The sequence below is a fragment of the Thermococcus thioreducens genome (assembly GCF_002214545.1).
Taxonomy (GTDB): Archaea; Methanobacteriota_B; Thermococci; order Thermococcales; family Thermococcaceae; genus Thermococcus; species Thermococcus thioreducens.
Genome location: NZ_CP015105.1, coordinates 823,171 through 839,728 on the forward strand (window position 1 = coordinate 823,171; position 16,558 = coordinate 839,728).

The window sequence follows — 16,558 nt, forward strand, 5'->3', positions numbered from 1 at the left end:
AAATTTTTGAATAAAAGAAAGAGTCAGCGCCGGCCCTTCATCAGCATGCTGTTCATGAGCGCGGGCACCAGGAGGACGAGACCGAGCAGTGCGCCTATCTTAACGGTGGTGCCCAGCGCTCTGAACGCGTAGTACAGTGTGAGCAGGCCCATGAGAAAGAGGACGATCATTGTGCCCGCCACGGCGCCCCTGTTGTGCGCGAGTTCCTCCGAGAGGAGGGGATATGCTTCGATAGCGGCTATTATTGCACCCACGCTGAACGGCACCACAAGAAACATTGTCCTGATGTCACCTATGACCATCACTGCTGAGAGCAGGAAGCCAAGGAGCGCCACCAGAGTCAGGCTTCTGTTCCTTCCAAGCTGCATGACCTCTGAGAGTATCTGGCTGCCCATCTCTATGAGGACGATGATCGTGGTCAGCCCGGCAAAGTAGAGCGAGAGCATGAGCAGAGATATCAACCTGCTGGCGTTGGCGATGTTGCCCTTGAGTACGTACGGGATTGAATAGAACACCTCAATTGAGTCCATCGGGCTCTTTTCACTGTTCGTAGCGTATTCCCTGAGATCCTGAAATCCGAGGTAGAGCCTCATGGACTCCTCCGCTGGGATGTTGGGGCTGTGGAAGGCTTTTCCAAATCCCTGGTAGGCTGCACCGAGGGAGTAAGCGACGGTAAAAGCCGCGGCGAAGCTCAGTATTATCTGGAGGACAAAAACAGCGGCAAGAACCTTCCTGAGGTCAAGTTCCTCCGGGGTGAAGCTTCCAACCACATAATAAACGCCGGCACCAAGTCCGAAGGACATGAGCACCGAGATGAACATGTAGAGCACTCCCCTGAGGGAGAGTGGCTGTCCAAAGGAAGTTATTGCCGAGACCGCGTTTTTCATGTAGTGAACTGCCTGGGGATCGGTGACTGTGTTGAGGGCCTGGTTCCTGACGAGGACCGCGGAAACTATTGCAAAGAGCACGAAAAGCACCGAGAGCACTGAGATAACTTCCAGAGTTCTGCCCTTGGCAAGGAGAAGTAGAACCACGGAGACAAGTATCGTTCCGAGGGCTATTACGGGGACATACCTGGGAGCGATGCCGAGGATGTATATGATGCTGTACGAGGAGTAGTAGGTTGTGATTCCGAGCATCACGAGCAGGAACATGATGAGGACGAATATCAGTGCTGGAGTGCGGGATATCTTGAAGAACAATTCGTATATCAGGTACCTCGTGCGTTTAGTGCTCTCTGCCTCACTGTATATCAGAAACAGCGCCAGGAGCATCGGTATCAGCGATATCAGGAACCCCTTCAGTCCAAAGTTTATGTAGTACTTTGGTAGCACCAGAAAGTTCCAGATGCCGAGGATGTATCCCGTTATCAAAAACGCCATCAGGAAGCTTATTTTTCGCATAGATTCACACCCCCATGGAGGTTCAGCCCCATATTTTAGGCGAGATTTGCAGAAAAAATAAGAGAAAACTAATATAAAAACATTGTGTGCTTTTTCTACTCAATTTAGAGGCCCCACTGCTCAAAATTGACGATTGTTTCGGTCACAACTGTCCATGCCATCAACGGTTCTTTGTAAAGACTTATTTTTTTGCCCGGGATTTCACTTCTGAAGTCCCCATGAGGGAATGCTCCAACAACCACGAGTGGGTTTTTAAGTTCTGAAAGGGTTTTCCCAAACTCCATCGGCTTTGTGGGTTCCCCCTCCTCATGCATCACGAAGACCTCATCCGGGCCTATCTCCTCTATGAGTTCTCCAAGCGGCTTTTCCTCTATTCGAAGAAGTTCAAGGTTCTCGGGAACGGCTCTGTTCTTGAAGAGGCTTTCCATCAGCCCGATGAAGCGGTTGTAGTTCCTTGGAATCCGGGTTTCCGGCTTTATGTATATCACCTCGTCGTTCCGCGTGTGGACGTAGACCCTCAGCAGGCCCTCCTTGTTGGCTATACTCTCCAGGGCGTTGAGCAGGCAGACGTGGACTATATCCGGCCTTCCACGCCTCTCACCGTCTTCGAGCTTTTTCAGGGCTGAATGGTGGTATGTGGCGTCCAGGATGACCTCATCCGGCCTCTTGCCCCTCCGCTTTGCGTAGTTGACTATTGCCGGGTGGTTCTGTATACTCTTGGGCGCCAGCTCAAGCTCGGCCTCAGCTATCACCAGGTGGAGCATTCTCCCACCTCTCAATCTTTATCCCCCTCTCTCCAAGCTCCTCAGTTATGCGCGTGAAGGTGTCTATCCTCATCCCCAGTATCTCCGGGGGGATAACTCCGAAGATGCACCCTTGCTCGGCAACGAGGCGCGCTATTATCGCCGCCGTGAACCCTGTAACGCGAGCCATGGACGTGAACCCTCCCCTCTCTTCGTCGTAGAGCAGGTAACCGATCTCCTTCCTCTCTCCGTCCAGCGTTCCTTTCCCCAGGACCTGCATTATGGAGAAGTCCGGGCTCTCGTAGGTCATGAGCGGGGCTATGACATCAAGCGTCTTATCAACGTGCTCCTCTTTGAAAAATCCGAGCTCCCTCAAAACCTTCATTTTTTCCAGATGCCCCGGCCAGCGGAGCGTCCACTCTTCAAGCCTTTCCGCCCTTACACTTTCCAGGAGGCTCCTCAGACCGTCGCTTATGAACGCCTCAAACTCGAAGTCCGCGATGGAGACCCGTTCAATCCTCTCAAACGGGTCGACTGTGGTGACTTCCCAGTTCCTTATCACGCGTGCTGGCCTCGTGTACTCCTCAATTAAGTCTTTAGGTGACCATGTAATTCTGTAATAAAGTGGCGGTTTCGGCTCCTTCGGAAGGCCCCCGACGTAGATATAGCCCTCCCTCAGTTCGTCCATCTCCTGCCAGATGCGCCCCATCAGGATATGGCTGAGCCCCGGAGCAAAGCCGGCATCAACTATCACCGTTACCCCCGCCTTTTCAGCCTCGTCCCGGAGTTCCAGCGGATTTTCGGGCATGAACGAAACGTCGACCATGTCAACGCCAGCCCTTATGGCCGCCCTTACGGATCGGTATCCAAACCTTCCAGGCAGGGCCCCGATGACCAGCTCGAAGCCCCTCATGACCTCGACAAGTTCATCGAAGTTTGCCGCGTCCACCTTCGAGGGAGTTGCAAACTCAGAAACGGCCTTCAGCCTCTCCTCACTGACGTCTCCCACGTGAACGTCAAACTCGTCCCTCAAATCCCATGCTACTGCCCTCCCAACGTTTCCGGCACCGAGAACGAGAACCTTCATGGTAACACCCCTTGGAACTTGTGGGAAGGTATATATAAGCCCTGCTCCTACCCCTGTTAATGCCGTTCAAGCTACCCATCTTCCGGAAGAAAGTCCTTGAGGTGCTCGCTTCCTCCGATGAGACCAAGGTCATGCACATAAGCGACACGCCGGAAAGTGTCTACCGCTTCCTCGATGGGATTATTGGGAAAACCCGGCCGGATTACATTATCCACACCGGCGACTTGGCCGACAACGTGAAGCTTGAGAGGAGGCCGGAGCTGGTGCCCCTCTACAAGGGTGCCCTGAGAAAACTGGCACGTGTCCTTAAAGGCTCCGGCGCGGTTCTTTACATCGTTCCGGGCAACGAAGACGACCCTGAACTGCTCAGGGAGTTCTTCGGCGATTCCGTCGTCGAGCCAGGCACGGTCATCGAGATCGAGGGTAGCAGGTTTGCCCTCGGCCACACCTGGCGAGAAGTTGCGGAGAAAGAAGCCGACTTCAGGCTCTACGGCCACAACTTCAAGCTGATCGAGAGGGGTCTAAACGGCGTTCTTGGAGTCAACTTCGTCCTCCTCCCGAGCGGAAAGACCTACAGGGTGAAGTATCCCGGAGGAACGGACTTCGATAGAGGCTACAAGATGTGGAGGGGTATGTGATGAGGGTTCTCCGCTTTGGGCCGTCGATAATCTTCCTTCGAACTCCCCACAGGGAGGCCGTGAAGGCGGCAATCTCCCAGGTCTTCGGTGTCGAGGAGATGCCGACCGATGCAGCTATAAGGAACAGCAGTGAGTTTGAGACTATAGTATTTGTCACAGACGAGTGGAAGAAGGAAACGATTCCCCCGGAGAGGGCATTCCTTCTGGGCTGCCACGCTCCTGTTGTTCTGAGCACCATTGTGAACCGGAAACTCCCGGTGGAGAAGGTTCACGTCGAGGGCACGCTGATCCTCATGCGGGTTCCCGACAAGGTTCAGGAGGGGCTTCAGCTTCTGGCTAAAAAGTACGGCGGGGAGATCATGGATATAAGAACTGCTTTCGATGAGGGCGAGGCAGGGGACACGATAATAGGGGTAACGAGGAAGAAGCTCAACTCCCCAATCGGCCCGGAGGATATTGAGGGTGCGGTCCTCATCAGAAGGGACTTCCTGGAGGTCTACCGTGAGCTGACCCTTGATGTCCCCGTTCTCCTGCTCAGGCTGATGCCCGAGTGGAAGGAGATTACCATCAAAATCTACGACACCGACAAGCGCTACGAGGAGAACATCGAGAGGCTGATGATGGTAATAGAGGACCTCGATCTCGGCTTCGTCGTCGGCGAGGGCTGGGACTGGGACTATCCAAGGCCCTTCATGCGCGTTCCGGTTTACAAGCTCAAGCTTCTGACGTGGGAAGATCCAGTTCGCGTCAAGTTTCTCCTCAAGGGGCTTGAGTACAGGGGCTACAAAAGGCTCTGCGACATAGACGTTTTCATCGAGAAAAAGAAAATTTCATGGACTTCACTGGGAAAATTCAGCTCGAAGTTCGAGCTTGCAAAAAAAGCGAGGGAAGAGCTGGAGAAGAACCTGAGTGAAGAGGTTCTTGAGAGGCTCCGCAGAATAGAGGAAGTCCTGGTCAGGAAGGTCGAAGATTAAAGCTTCCTGAGCTTTGCAACGAAGAAGCCGCTCGTGCCGTGCTTGTCGGGGTAGAAGCGCCTCGCCTTTCTTATCTCATCGCTCAGCTCGACTCCAAAGGGCATCGTTAGAGCCGGCTCGCCGTAGCGAAGCGGGAGCAGTTCAACGTCGAAGTTATCAAGAACCCACTGGATCACGAACTCGTTCTCCTCGGGCTCAAGGGAGCAGGTGGAGTAGACGAGGGTTCCACCCCTTTTGAGCACGCTTAGGCCCTTCTCAATGAGCCTCATCTGCAGTCCCTGGCAGAACTTTACATCCTCCATCGTCCTGTTGGCTTTCCTCTCAGGGTTTTTGTGGATTGTGCCTGAGCCGGTGCACGGTGCATCGAGGAGGATTCTGTCGAACTCGACGCTGAGTTCATCTATGTGGAGCGACGATTTGTGGAGGAGCACCGTATTTGTGACTCCAAGCCTTGAGAGGTTCAGGCGGGTCTCCTTCAAGCGCTCCTCTCCGACGTCGAAGGCGTAAACGATGCCCTCGTTCTCCATCAGCTGGGCGAGGTAAGAAGTTTTACCTCCCGGTGCCGCCGCCATGTCGGCAACGATCTCGCCGGGCTTCGGTTCCAGAGCCACCGGCGGATACATAGAGCTTGCCTCCTGAATGTAGAGGAGACCGCTGAGGTACTCGGGCGTTGAGGTTATCGAGAAGGGTTCCCTCGTCAGGCAGAAGCCCTCCCTCGCCCAGGGAATCCTCTTAAACTGAAAGCCCTTCTTGTTGAGGAGTTTGGTGAGCCTTGGAACTTCGATGCGAAGGGTATTTATGCGGAAGCACCTCGGCAGGGGCTTTTCCATCGCCTCGGCTATGCTTAATGCCCTCTCGCCCCAGAGTTCATAATAGCGCTCCGCGAAGGTCTTCGAGTAGCCGAGGGAAAACAACTTTTCCAGCATGGTGGGGAGTTGGGGGAGGGGTTTAAAATCATATTGACCTCCCGCTCTTCTCCAGGCCGAGAAGATACAGCGAGACGGGAACGGTGTCCTCACCAAGCTCATCCTTCGAGACGTAAAGGGTCGGGAACGGGTAGTGCTTTCTTTTCACCTTTCCGTATTTCACCTCGATCCCGAAGAACTTTCCCCCCTCCCGCACAACGAGGTCGCACTCCTTGTTCCTGTCGTAGTAAAATCCGGCGAAGGAGTGCTTTTCCCGGAGTATTGGTTCCTCGATGTGCCAGATGACATGAGAGGCAACGATGTTCTCGACAAGCCATTCAACGTTTCCCTCAACGAACTCAACCGGATTCTCACCGAGATAAACCGCCAGTGCCGTCGCTATGAGGGGGCTTTGGAAGACTATCTTTTTCTCCTTCCGGTGGGCGTGCCTCTTTTTGGCTATGTCCCAGGCCTCAAGGGTGTAAATAACCCTCGCGCTCTCAAGGGTCGAGAGATACTCCCTAACGGTCGGGTGGGAAACTCCGACTTCTCCAGCGAGGGTTACGTAATCAACGCGGTTGCCCTTGAGCCTGAAAATCGCCTCCAGGAGTTCCCTTGCAATCTCCTCACTCTTTCCAGATTTGGCAATTTCGCCGAGAACCAGCCTTATTATCTCCTCGTACCGCTCCTCCCCGATGGTTCCAGAGCTTTTGTAGTCCAAAACTGCCTCAGGAAAACCGCCAGTAAGAATGTACGCGTAGAAAAGCCCTTCAAGCTCCTCGTACCAGGGGAAAACGCTATCAACGGCTGGTTCGTTGTAGGGAAAAGACACATCCGGCAGTTCAGGGTTCATAAACCGCGCAAATTCCCTGAAGTTCAGGGGGTTGAAGTAGTACTCGTTTCCCTCGATGCCCCTCCCGGGTAAAAGCTCGGCCTCTCTCTTCATCTCTACCGGATTAGAGCCGGTTGCGACTGTAGTTATTCTGTCTTCACCGAGTTCTTTGAGGAGGAGACGCCAGCCATCGAGGTACGTTATCTCGTCGAGGAAGACGTAAAGCTCCCCGTGTCTTAGTCTCAGCTCGTCTATGAAGCCCCTGACCTCTCTCTTTGTGAACCTGTCGCAGGGTATATAGACGACCCTCCTGGGAGCTACACCATCTGAAATCAGCCTTTTTATCATGGTCTTAATGTAAAAGCTCTTGCCGGCACGGCGAATTCCTCTGAGGAGCGTTACTGAACCTTCCTTTATCACGATTTCTTTCCTGGGAATCACATCCTCCACACGTGAGAGGTCCGGGTCTTCCCTCTCCCAGTCTGCTCCCTTCCACCAGGGGTTGTGCCTGACGAGTTTTACTATCTTAACCGCCATATGTGAAAGTACGCTTTCATGACTTATAAGGTTTGTGAAAGTGCACTTTCACAAAATGTCCCTTTTATGAAAGTTCACTTTCATAGATTGCACCGTTTATGAAAGCCCGCTTTCATAAAGTGCCCTTTTTGTGGAAGTACTCTCATAAAACGGCACTTCCTGAGGGCTCGAATATGGTGAAGGGCTGTAGAGAATGCAGGAGAACTCAGAGGTGCCTTAAGGCTTCCTCCGCTTTTTCGAACTTCCCTTCCTTTATGTAGGACAGCGCAAGGTAGTACATGCCGAGTCTGCAGAGGTCTTCCAACGTGGGGTTTTCGAGCTCTATGATGTCCATAATCTTCCTCTTGAAGTCCATCATGGCGTTGTTTACCGCCTCTTCGCTGTAGTTGAGGAGCTTCAGGGCCTGGAGCATGGAAAGGACTTCGAGCTTCGCACTGGTGAGGTCTGTGGATGTCCCAATAGTTCTTTCCTCTGTCTGTATTCTCTCGACCGGCTGTGCCTTCTTCTCAGCGATAGTTGGTTCTGGTTGCTTCAGTTTAACACCAGCGAATTCTTGGAGTATTTTCAGGTACTCCTCGAACTCTTCCCACTTCTTTACTTCCTCGCTCGCTACCGTGGTTATTGGGTGGCCCCATTCATCGAAGCCGCCCCACCTGCTAACGAACTTGTCGTGTATCTTCATAGCAAGCGGATATACCCTATCAATCATTTTGTCGATCTCCTCCTCGTATGTTCTTACTCCTACATCTCTGAGTGCTACCCGCAGCCAACTCACAAACTCGTCCCTTTTCTTGGGGCCCTGGAGAACCTCTTCCAGCGGTGGGAGGAGGAAACCATCTTTTAGATCGTTTACTCTTTCCGGTTTTAAACTTGCGTTATGTAAATATGCCTTCACGTCCGCTATCTTCACCCTGCTCAACGCTTCCTTTAATGCTTTTACGAAGTTTTTCCTGTAATCGAGATCACTTATCTTCCCAAACCCGTACTTTGCAATTATTGGCGTTACTAGCAGGTGCAGGAAGGTCGACCACTTCCCCGCTTCGTAGAACCCTCCCTTCATTCGCTCGTAGTCAGACGGCTCGTGCAGTTTTGGGTTCTTCACCACGGGGATCGGGGGATCTACCATCTCTGACTCGTGTGTGTGTTAGGGCAGCATCTATGGAGATCCGCCCATCGAGATCCAGATCTAAACTCTCCTTTATTGCCTTTGCTAGTATTTCGGAGCCTGTGGATTTTGGAAAAACTGGTTTATACTCCACATACTTCAGTTTTTTCTTCTCCTTTCCGAACCACCCCTTCGGCACCTCGTACTCAAATTCTCCCCACCCCATCTCTGCGATCGGCGCCATTCTTCACCCCTCACAGACTGTATGTTAAAAACATATAAAACGGTTGCCTGCCGGCTCAGGTGGAACCCATCAAAAACCTCCACAGGGGGGTCATCTCTATGGTGGTGTCCTTCCCTTTTACCCTGCCCGCCACGTCCCATGTAATCAGCAGGACGTTTTTAAATCCGAATTCTCTCGAAGCCTTTCTGAGAGCGTTCACCTCACGATTAAACGTCTCTTCTCCGCTGATATCGTAGCTCACCTGGATCAGTGTCTCCTCCTCAGGCAGGACGAAATCAACCTCCCAGTTCTTCCCGAGGGCATAATTAACTTCCTTTCTCCTCCGGAGGAGCTCGATGAAAACGGCGTTCTCCATAAGCCTCCCCATGTTCTCGCTGAACTTCACGCTAAGAAACGTCAAAAAGGACGTATCAACGAAGTATATCTTTCTGGGGTGCTGCATCCTGAGCCTCACCTTGGGGGAATACACCTCAAGGGGAAATGCAAAGTAGCACTCCTCAAGGTACCTCAGGTAGCTGGCGAGCGTTGATTTGGATATTGAGTAGCCCATGCTCCTCATAGTTTTCGCGGTTTTGCTCAGGCTCACGTACTCGGAGTTAAGGAGAAGTCGGATGAAAGCTCTGAGCTCTTCCGGGTTTCTGATTGAGTACCTCTCCACGACATCGAGGGCTATTACCGTGTTGAAGTAGTCCATAACTATCAACCGCTTGACCCTCACGTCGCTGGTTAGAACCACCTCTGGGAAACCTCCGTATAGGAGGTACTCCCTCAGCAGGTTGAGTAAGGCTGGCTTTTTTGGGCTGAAATCTAAATTCTCCGGCACCTCAAAACCCTTGAACCTCAGGAACTCCCGAAAGCTCAGGGGAAAAACCTCGAACGTCAGGGCCCTGCCTCTGAGTGAGGTGGGGATTTCTCTGCTGGAGAGCTTTGAGGAAGAACCGCTTAAAAAAAGCCTCACGTCTCTCCTCGAATCATGGACTCTCCTCACCCACGAGTCCCAGCCCGGAATGTTCTGTATCTCGTCCAGAAAAAGGTACAGCCCATCTTTTTTTCCGTAGAGCTCCTCTATCGTTGGTATGAGCTCCGTTAGAGTTTCGGTTCTCTTTTCGAGCCTTTCATCTTCAAAGTTGATGTAGAATATTTCCTCCCTCGGAGCTTTTTTTGACAGCTCGTTGATGAGCTGGAACATCAGGTACGTTTTGCCTGACCTCCGGCAGCCGGCAAAGGTTACAACCTTTCTCGGTTTATCCGGTATCAGGGAGACATCAAAGTCCCTCTCGACGAGCTCGGGCGTCCAGGTTTCCTGCCACTCCACTAAGACCTTGGCCAAATCCTCCCTCATGGAGATTAATACCCCCTCATCATTTATAAACCTTGTCCAGTATGCTGGACAACCATTTATAAATTGCTGTTCTGCACGTTTACCCTTCCCGAAATCAGAATGCTGTAGGAAAAGTATTATACTCTGTCAACATCATTTTTAGCAGCCAATGTTCGTGGACAGAGAGCTGGAGCTGGAGTTCCTTGAGAGGAAGGGGAAGGAAAGAACCCCAGCTCGTGGCAGAAGGCCGAAAAAATCGATGAAAAAAGGGGAAGGCATGATGGACCTGGAAGACCTTGAGGCGCTGGTGCGCTAAAGCCCCCTGAAGACGTCCTCCGCTTTTTCGAACTTTCCGTTCCTTATGTAGGACAGCGCGAGGTAGTACAGGCCGAGCCTGTAAACGTCCTCGGGCGTCGGGTAATCGAGCTCCGTTATCTTCCTAATCTTCTTCTCAAGGTCCTTAACCGCGTTGTTCACGGCCTCTTCGCTGTAGTTCAGGAGCTTCAATGCCTGGAGCATCGTCAGAACCTCAACGGTAAGCGAGTTCCCGCTTTCCTTTCCGTTATCCCCCTTCTTCCCCTGGACTGCCTTGGGACGCTCCACACTCCTTTTGGCTCCGGTGAAGTCTTCGAGGAACCTGATGAGTTCCTTGTATGCGGGGTGCTTCATGACGGCCTTTTCGCTGGGGCTTGCCTGCATGATCTCCTTGAAACTCTCCTTGTCTGCAAACTTCTTCACGATCTCGTAGGATTTTTTTAGTGCGTAGGCGATGTCCTCATCCGGTATGAGGATCTTGTATGCGTGGTAGAACTCGTCTCTCAGTGCCTCCGCAAGTTTTTCCACGTTCTCCTCGTTCTCGAATAGTTCGTCCGGCTCCGGTATGACGTACGCATTCGGCTCCGGATCTGTTTTTATATGTCTTGCCGCTTCTTCGTCATTCACGTCGCCGGGTATTGCGTGCACCTTCTTCTTCGCCACCTTCGTGAGCGCCCGCCCCGTCACGTGGTGCGGGTCCGGATCATCCACGAACCTGCCGAATATGCCGGTTTCCCTGTGCTTATACGTGGCGGCGAACGTGGCAAGCCCGATCGTTGCCCTCAGCAGTTCCAGTTTCCTGTGGTAGTCCCATATCCTCCACGGCGGTATGTCTTCGCCCCCCTCGAGCACGAGATATACGCGCCTGTACTCATTCCCATTCGTTTTTTCCCTTATTGCGTGTTCCCACCAGTGTGTGTTATGGCAGTAATTGCGTCGTTCGGTATGTCCAGGCCCCGGACGACCGCCGCTGCGATCCTATCGGTCATTCTTTCGTATTCTCTTTCCGGATCCCTCACCACCACGTACTCCGCTTCCCACTCCTTCACCGGCCCGAACAGCCCCTTCTTCTCCCTGATCTTTACCTTCCTCGGCTCCTTCTTCATCAGCAGCATCGTCTTACCACCGACCCCACTGGGCCCGTAAATGTTTCGGCCCAGAAGTATAAAACCGTTTCTTCCTCAGGTTCCCTAAAAGTCCCTCAGGTCCCAAACCATCCAGCCGTCATCCATCAGCTCTTCCTTACCCTCAAGGTGCTTTGCCACGAGACCATAGCCCTTCTCCCAGTCATCGAGACCGACAAGCCCGGCCTTCCGCTCCAGATCCTTCAAGATTTCCCGTGCTTCCCTCTCTTTCAGCTCTTTCCACTTCACTTCCACGAAGAGAACTTTTTTCTCCCTCTCATTCAGCGCCACAATGTCAATCTCCTCCCCTTTATGCCACCACCTTCCAATCCTCGTGAACCTGAAGGGTATCTTTCCGGCCCTGTTGAGCTCAACTAAGAACTGCCTTGCTATTTCCTCGAAAACGAAGCCAAGGTATTCATTAAACTTGGGCTTGATGTCCTCAACGACGTCAAACCCCATCTCGATCTCGCTTTTCCTCGGATAGACGAAGCGGAACCAGAAGTTGAAGAGCCTGTCGGTTATTTTGTAGATGCCCCTTCCCCGTCCCACGAGGGGCTTTTCCTCGCTTATGTATCCCATCCCCTCAAGGACGTTGAGGTACTTGCCGAGCGAGTTAAGGTCAACCTTAGCTCTGTCGGCTATCTGGCCGAAGCGGTTGTAGCCGAGTGCTATCGCCCTCAGTATGGAGAAGTACCTCGAAACATCCCTCAGCTCCTGTTTAAGAAGGTATTTTGGCTCATCATAGTATTTCGCACCCTTCGACAGCAGAAGAACTCTTAGATTGTCCCAGAAGTCAAGCTCTGGATCGTAATCAGCCCAGTACTGTGGGACTCCTCCAAAGACGGAATAGACGTGGACGGCCTCCTCGGTGCTTAGGGGGTGGAACTTCCTTACGTTGAAAAAGTCCATTTCCTCAACTTTCCACGCCCCGGTTCTTCTTCCGTATATCGGTGACTTTGCTGAAAGAACGCCCTCCATGAACGAAACCAGCGAACCGCAGAGTATCAGCATTATCTTTGTATTGGAGAGATGCATATCCCAGTACTTCTGGAGGACGCTGAGAAAGTCCCTTTGGGCTTTCGCTATGTACTGAACCTCATCTATTACCACTACAAGCCTTTCAGAGCTTTTTCCTGCGAGATAAGTGAAGAAAGCCCTCCAGTTCTGAAATGGATTCTCCATGAGGAACGGGTCTTTGAAATACTCGGCGAGCCTTTCGGAGAAGTCGTCGAGGATGGTCTCGCTCTCCTCGGCGAGCAGATAGACCCCATCAACTTCGGAAAGGAACTTCTGAAGGATGTATGTTTTTCCTATCCTCCTCCGTCCGTAGAGGATTATCAGCTCGGGCCTTTCAGAACTGTATCTGCTCCTCAGGAACTCCAGCTCCGGCTCGCGGTCAATAAACTTACTCACGAGTATCATACTTTAGAGTAAGTTTCTTTGTTTATAAGGGTTTCTTTGCTGAACTTCAAAACGGGAAAATAGAATAGAATCAGACCTTTATCCCGCCCATGACGAGGGCCATCACTGCCTTCTGGGCGTGGAGCCTGTTCTCCGCTTCATCGAAGACGACGCTGTTCGGGGAGTCAACGACGTCGTCCGTAACTTCTTCACCGCGGTGGGCCGGGAGGCAGTGCATGAAGATGTAGTCCGGCTTGGCGTGCTTGACTAGTTCCTTGTTCACCTGGAACGGCTGGAATATCTTCCTCCTCTCCTCGGCCTCGGCCTCCTGACCCATTGACGCCCAGACGTCGGTGTAGATGACGTCCGCACCTTTAACTGCCTGAACCGGGTCGTGGAGGAGCTCGAAGCTGCCACCGCTCTCGGCCGCGTTCTGCTCGGCCCACTTGATTACGCGCTTATCCGGCTCGTAGCCCTCTGGAGTTGCAACGACGACGTTGGCACCGAGCTTAGTCCCGGCTATCATGAGTGAGTGTGCCACGTTGTTGCCGTCGCCGACGTAGACGACCTTAAGTCCCTGAATCCTGCCCTTCTTCTCAAGTATGGTCTGGTAGTCCGCTAAAGCCTGGCACGGGTGCGAGAAGTCGCTCAGACCGTTGATGACCGGAACGTCGGCGTACTTGGCGAGGTCAACAACGTCCTGGTGGTCGAAAACACGGGCCATTATCCCGTCGACGTACCTGCTGAGGACGCGGGCGGTATCGGCTATCGTCTCGCCGCGCCTGAGCTGAAGATCGTTCGCGTTGAGGTAGAGGCCGTAGCCGCCGAGCTGGTAGATGCCGACCTCGAAGGAAATCCTCGTCCTGGTTGAGGGCTTCTGGAATATCATTGCCAGCGTCTTCCCCTCAAGGACGCGGTGCGGCTTTCCTATCTTGTTCCATATCTTCATCATTTCGGCGGTTTTGAGAATAGTTTCAATCTCCTCCCTCGTGAAGTCCTGAAGGCAGAGAACGTCCCTTCCAGCAAGGCTAACCACCATGTGCATCACCGTTTAATGCTGGCGCTCCCTTTTAATAACCCTTTCGTCGGAAAAAATCGTGGCTAACTGAAATCTTTTGAGCATTACCGAGCACCGACTTTCCAAATGTAATGTGCATCGCTGTTCTTTTTGTTCCCCCAATGCATTTCGGATGGAAAATGGGCGGCGGTTTTACAGTTTTGAGTAGAAACTCTTTTATAAAAAAATCCCCTAATAAATGTCGAGGTGATTGGCGTGGCGGATTTGAGGAATGCAAAGCTGATGGGCGGCATCGGTGCCATCCTGACGTTTGTCGGACTGGGCTTCGTGGGCTTTATCCTGAAGCTCCTTGCCGTTAAGAACATCGCAGAAGCCACCGGAAGGGAGGAGATATTCAGCAAGTACCTCTGGGCTGCGATACTTGGAATTCTGGCCAGCCTCGTTTTCGTGGCGAGCTGGTGGGGGGCAATAATGGGAATGGCCGCGCATGGGGCGCCCGAGTTTGGCCTCGGCATGATGGGAGTTGGCGGCCTGCTCGCGGCGGTGCTTATGATAGTCGGGGCCTGGTTCATGAAACAGAGCTACGACATGATTTCGGAGGAGACAGGGGTTGGAGCCTTCCACACGGCGGCGCTGCTTTACATCGTCGGTGCCATCCTGATGATAGTCCTGATAGGTGGGCTGCTCGTGTTGATAGCGGCAATCCTGGAGATAATAGCTTTCTTCTCCCTCCCAGATGAGATTGAGAAGCCCGGAGAAGAGCTCCCTCCAGTCGCGTGAACTTCCTTTGCCCGTATTTTGAAATTTTTATATCCCAACCCAGGGTAAGGAGGGCGCCCCTTCGGGTAAACCTAATAAACCTGGCCCTCTTCTATTCTCGGTGGCGCAAATGAGCGGTGGAATCAAGGTTACCCTTGTCAATTATACGAAAAAACCCCTTGAAACCGTCACGTGGTCAGCGCTCATAAGCTACTGGGACGAGTGGGAGAGCGAGGCCTTCGGGCGGATTACCGAGAAGGACGTCGAGATGCACCTGCCGAAGGTTTTGGGCTACGGCCACGAGTCAATCCTTGAGCACGCGGTTCTGACGTTTGCCCTCGAGGGATGTTCTCGGGTCTGTTCGCATCAACTTGTCCGCCACAGGATAGCCAGCTACACCCAGCAGAGCCAGCGCTACATCAAGCTCAACGCTGACGACGTTGAGGAGACCTTCGTGATTCCTGAAACTGTGAAGCAGAGGCCAGAACTCTACGAGAAATGGAAGCGCCTCATGAGAGAAGCTATAGAGCTCTACGAGGAGAGCTACAAGGCAGGCCTCCACCAGGAGGACGCGCGCTTCATTCTTCCCCAAGCGGTTAGAACTAAAATCGTTGTTACCATGAACCTCCGCGAGCTCAAGCACTTCTTCGGCCTGAGAACCTGTGAAAGGGCCCAGTGGGAGATAAGAGAGGTTGCATGGAAGATGCTGGAAGAGATTGCGAAGAATGATGACCTGAGGCCGATTATCAAGTGGGCAAAGCTCGGACCCAGATGCGTCCAGCTGGGCTACTGTCCTGAGGGCGAACTCATGCCACCTGGCTGCTGGAGGAGGACAAGGGAGAGGTGGAAAGCCCTGACGGGTTCCAAACCAACGGTTTAAGAAAACCTTTTTATTGGCTTTTCTCAGGAGTTCCCGGTGAGTAATCATGAAAATCAAGAGTTATGAGGTGGAACTGCCCCATTCATGGGACAGTCTTCAGGTAGTCATCAGCGAACCCGAAAAGACCCTTCCGTTCTTCCCGTACTTCGAGAGCCTTCACGGTGATACTGTTAGATTCAAAGTCCCCCGGTTCATCTTTGACTTCGGTTACGAGTTCAAGCTTGCCCTTGGCTTCATGAAGAACGGTGCCGTCTATACCTTTACCGGAGAGAAGGGTGTGCTGACCGTTACGTTTGAGATGCAGGGGAAAGGACTTAAAGTTACCGCCAGCTGGTCTGGATTCGGCGAACTCCTGATGGGCAAGCCGCTTGAAATCTTCGCCAGGGGGATAGCGGAAGCGATAAGGGACTTCTGCAGTGCCCAGGCGACCTGCCCGGTGCTGGAGCTGGAATCTGAGGAAGGTGTGGTCCACCATGTGAGCCCCGAAAGCGCCCCCGCGCTCATCAAGAGGATCGTCTGGGAGCTCAGAGGGGAAGACTTCGTCCTTGAGGGTATTTCTGAGAAGGGGGTTAAACTCTCTGCAACCGTTAGAAATGGGAGGCTCGTTAGGCTCACTGTGAGGGATCCGCTTAATAAAGAGACTGTGGTCGAGGCCGACCTCCCTGTGCTGGAGGTAACCCCGGAGCTCTTTGAAGGCCTCCCCCTGGACGGGGCGTTTAAGATAAAGGTTAGAAAAATTTAGGCCTTCTCTTCCGCTTTTTCACCAATTATCTCATCTATTGCCGCCTTGAGTTCCTCGTAGGCCTCCTCAAGCGACTCTGGAATGACTTTCGTGTCCGCTATCACCGGCATGAAGTTGGTATCGCCGTTCCACCTCGGCACTATGTGGAGGTGCACGTGGTCGTCTATCCCTGCCCCGGCGACACGGCCGAGGTTCACGCCCATGTTGAAGCCGTGGGGGTTCATGGTCTTTTTCAGGGCCTTTATCATGAGCTGGGAGAGCTTCATGATCTCAAGGAGCTCCTCGTCGGTGAGGTCTTCCCACCTCCCGACGTGCCGGTAGGGTGCTATCATGACGTGGCCCGGGTTGTAGGGGTAGTTGTTCATGATGACAAAAGCGTGCTTCCCCCGGTAGAGGATGAGCCTCTCCCTATCGCGGTTCTCCTTAGGGAAGTCGCAGAATATGCAGCCGTCGTGCTTCGGTGAGCGTATGTACTCAATGCGCCACGGTGCCCACATTATCTTCATTCCCTCACCCCCAGTGGGAGA

General features: G+C 52.8%; 19 protein-coding genes. 6 read left to right on the top strand and 13 right to left on the bottom strand.

Going from position 1 to position 16,558, the window contains the following annotated elements; genetic code table 11:
* Window positions 1-23 precede the first annotated feature (23 nt).
* From A3L14_RS04465 to A3L14_RS04475, 3 genes are all read right to left on the bottom strand, one after another.
* Complete coding sequence (locus A3L14_RS04465; RefSeq protein WP_055430270.1) at window positions 24-1,403, bottom strand: sodium-dependent transporter; 1,380 nt, start codon at window positions 1,401-1,403, stop codon at window positions 24-26.
* A gap of 104 nt (window positions 1,404-1,507) precedes the next feature.
* The gene (locus A3L14_RS04470; RefSeq protein WP_055430271.1) at window positions 1,508-2,167 is read right to left on the bottom strand and encodes a 16S rRNA methyltransferase; all 660 of its coding nucleotides are present in this window, start codon (window positions 2,165-2,167) and stop codon (window positions 1,508-1,510) included.
* A complete protein-coding gene (locus A3L14_RS04475; protein ID WP_055430272.1) occupies window positions 2,145-3,233 on the bottom strand; it encodes a saccharopine dehydrogenase family protein in 1,089 nt (362 codons plus the stop codon). Before A3L14_RS04475 ends, A3L14_RS04470 begins: the two co-directional genes overlap by 23 nt.
* Window positions 3,234-3,292: 59 nt before the next feature.
* On the opposite strand from A3L14_RS04475, the gene A3L14_RS04480 reads away from it, so the two are divergent.
* Window positions 3,293-3,871 (top strand): metallophosphoesterase, encoded by a 579-nt coding sequence (locus tag A3L14_RS04480; protein ID WP_055430273.1) that lies wholly within the window; start codon window positions 3,293-3,295, stop codon window positions 3,869-3,871.
* Window positions 3,871-4,845: a hypothetical protein gene (locus A3L14_RS04485; protein ID WP_055430274.1), complete on the top strand. Its 975-nt coding sequence runs from the start codon at window positions 3,871-3,873 to the stop codon at window positions 4,843-4,845. Before A3L14_RS04480 ends, A3L14_RS04485 begins: the two co-directional genes overlap by 1 nt.
* Here A3L14_RS04485 and A3L14_RS04490 read toward each other — a convergent pair.
* The 5 genes from A3L14_RS04490 to A3L14_RS04510 all read right to left on the bottom strand — a co-directional run bounded on the left by A3L14_RS04490 (window position 4,842) and on the right by A3L14_RS04510 (window position 9,810).
* Window positions 4,842-5,771, bottom strand: a complete 930-nt coding sequence (locus A3L14_RS04490) for an NOL1/NOP2/sun family putative RNA methylase (protein WP_055430275.1) — start codon at window positions 5,769-5,771, stop codon at window positions 4,842-4,844. The two genes, A3L14_RS04485 and A3L14_RS04490, sit on opposite strands and share 4 nt — an antisense overlap.
* 28 nt (window positions 5,772-5,799) lie before the next feature.
* On the bottom strand, window positions 5,800-7,119 hold the full coding sequence (locus A3L14_RS04495; protein WP_055430276.1) for an ATP-binding protein: 1,320 nt from the start codon (window positions 7,117-7,119) through the stop codon (window positions 5,800-5,802).
* A gap of 205 nt (window positions 7,120-7,324) precedes the next feature.
* A complete protein-coding gene (locus A3L14_RS04500; RefSeq protein WP_143597785.1) occupies window positions 7,325-8,245 on the bottom strand; it encodes a hypothetical protein in 921 nt (306 codons plus the stop codon).
* Window positions 8,190-8,468, bottom strand: a complete 279-nt coding sequence (locus A3L14_RS04505) for a hypothetical protein (RefSeq protein WP_074631277.1) — start codon at window positions 8,466-8,468, stop codon at window positions 8,190-8,192. Before A3L14_RS04505 ends, A3L14_RS04500 begins: the two co-directional genes overlap by 56 nt.
* A gap of 55 nt (window positions 8,469-8,523) precedes the next feature.
* Complete coding sequence (locus A3L14_RS04510; protein WP_074631274.1) at window positions 8,524-9,810, bottom strand: ATP-binding protein; 1,287 nt, start codon at window positions 9,808-9,810, stop codon at window positions 8,524-8,526.
* 148 nt (window positions 9,811-9,958) lie between these two features.
* Here A3L14_RS04510 and A3L14_RS11660 point away from each other — a divergent pair, with 148 nt between their 5' ends.
* Window positions 9,959-10,105, top strand: coding sequence for a hypothetical protein (locus tag A3L14_RS11660; RefSeq protein ID WP_157726977.1), 147 nt, complete (start codon window positions 9,959-9,961; stop codon window positions 10,103-10,105).
* On the opposite strand, the gene A3L14_RS04515 is transcribed toward A3L14_RS11660, so the two are convergent.
* The 4 genes from A3L14_RS04515 to argF form a co-directional block, all read right to left on the bottom strand.
* A complete protein-coding gene (locus A3L14_RS04515) occupies window positions 10,102-10,956 on the bottom strand; it encodes a hypothetical protein (protein ID WP_074631272.1) in 855 nt (284 codons plus the stop codon). The two genes, A3L14_RS11660 and A3L14_RS04515, sit on opposite strands and share 4 nt — an antisense overlap.
* Window positions 10,957-10,997: 41 nt before the next feature.
* Window positions 10,998-11,219, bottom strand: a complete 222-nt coding sequence (locus A3L14_RS04520; protein ID WP_074631270.1) for a hypothetical protein — start codon at window positions 11,217-11,219, stop codon at window positions 10,998-11,000.
* A 75-nt stretch (window positions 11,220-11,294) separates the two neighbouring features.
* Window positions 11,295-12,653, bottom strand: coding sequence for an ATP-binding protein (locus A3L14_RS04525; protein ID WP_074631268.1), 1,359 nt, complete (start codon window positions 12,651-12,653; stop codon window positions 11,295-11,297).
* A 70-nt stretch (window positions 12,654-12,723) separates the two neighbouring features.
* Complete coding sequence (argF, locus tag A3L14_RS04530) at window positions 12,724-13,671, bottom strand: ornithine carbamoyltransferase (protein ID WP_074631266.1); 948 nt, start codon at window positions 13,669-13,671, stop codon at window positions 12,724-12,726.
* A 234-nt stretch (window positions 13,672-13,905) separates the two neighbouring features.
* Here argF and A3L14_RS04535 point away from each other — a divergent pair, with 234 nt between their 5' ends.
* The 3 genes from A3L14_RS04535 (at window position 13,906) to A3L14_RS04545 (ending at window position 16,031) form a co-directional block, all read left to right on the top strand.
* Window positions 13,906-14,430, top strand: coding sequence for a DUF996 domain-containing protein (locus tag A3L14_RS04535; RefSeq protein ID WP_088886112.1), 525 nt, complete (start codon window positions 13,906-13,908; stop codon window positions 14,428-14,430).
* Window positions 14,431-14,539: 109 nt separating this feature from the next.
* Window positions 14,540-15,289 (top strand): FAD-dependent thymidylate synthase, encoded by a 750-nt coding sequence (thyX, locus tag A3L14_RS04540; protein ID WP_074631264.1) that lies wholly within the window; start codon window positions 14,540-14,542, stop codon window positions 15,287-15,289.
* Window positions 15,290-15,335: 46 nt separating this feature from the next.
* Window positions 15,336-16,031: a hypothetical protein gene (locus A3L14_RS04545; protein WP_074631262.1), complete on the top strand. Its 696-nt coding sequence runs from the start codon at window positions 15,336-15,338 to the stop codon at window positions 16,029-16,031.
* On the opposite strand, the gene A3L14_RS04550 is transcribed toward A3L14_RS04545, so the two are convergent.
* Window positions 16,028-16,537 carry an HIT family protein gene (locus A3L14_RS04550; protein ID WP_074631261.1) on the bottom strand — a complete coding sequence of 170 codons (510 nt, stop codon included), beginning with the start codon at window positions 16,535-16,537 and terminating at the stop codon, window positions 16,028-16,030. The genes A3L14_RS04545 and A3L14_RS04550 overlap by 4 nt on opposite strands.
* Window positions 16,538-16,558 lie beyond the last annotated feature (21 nt).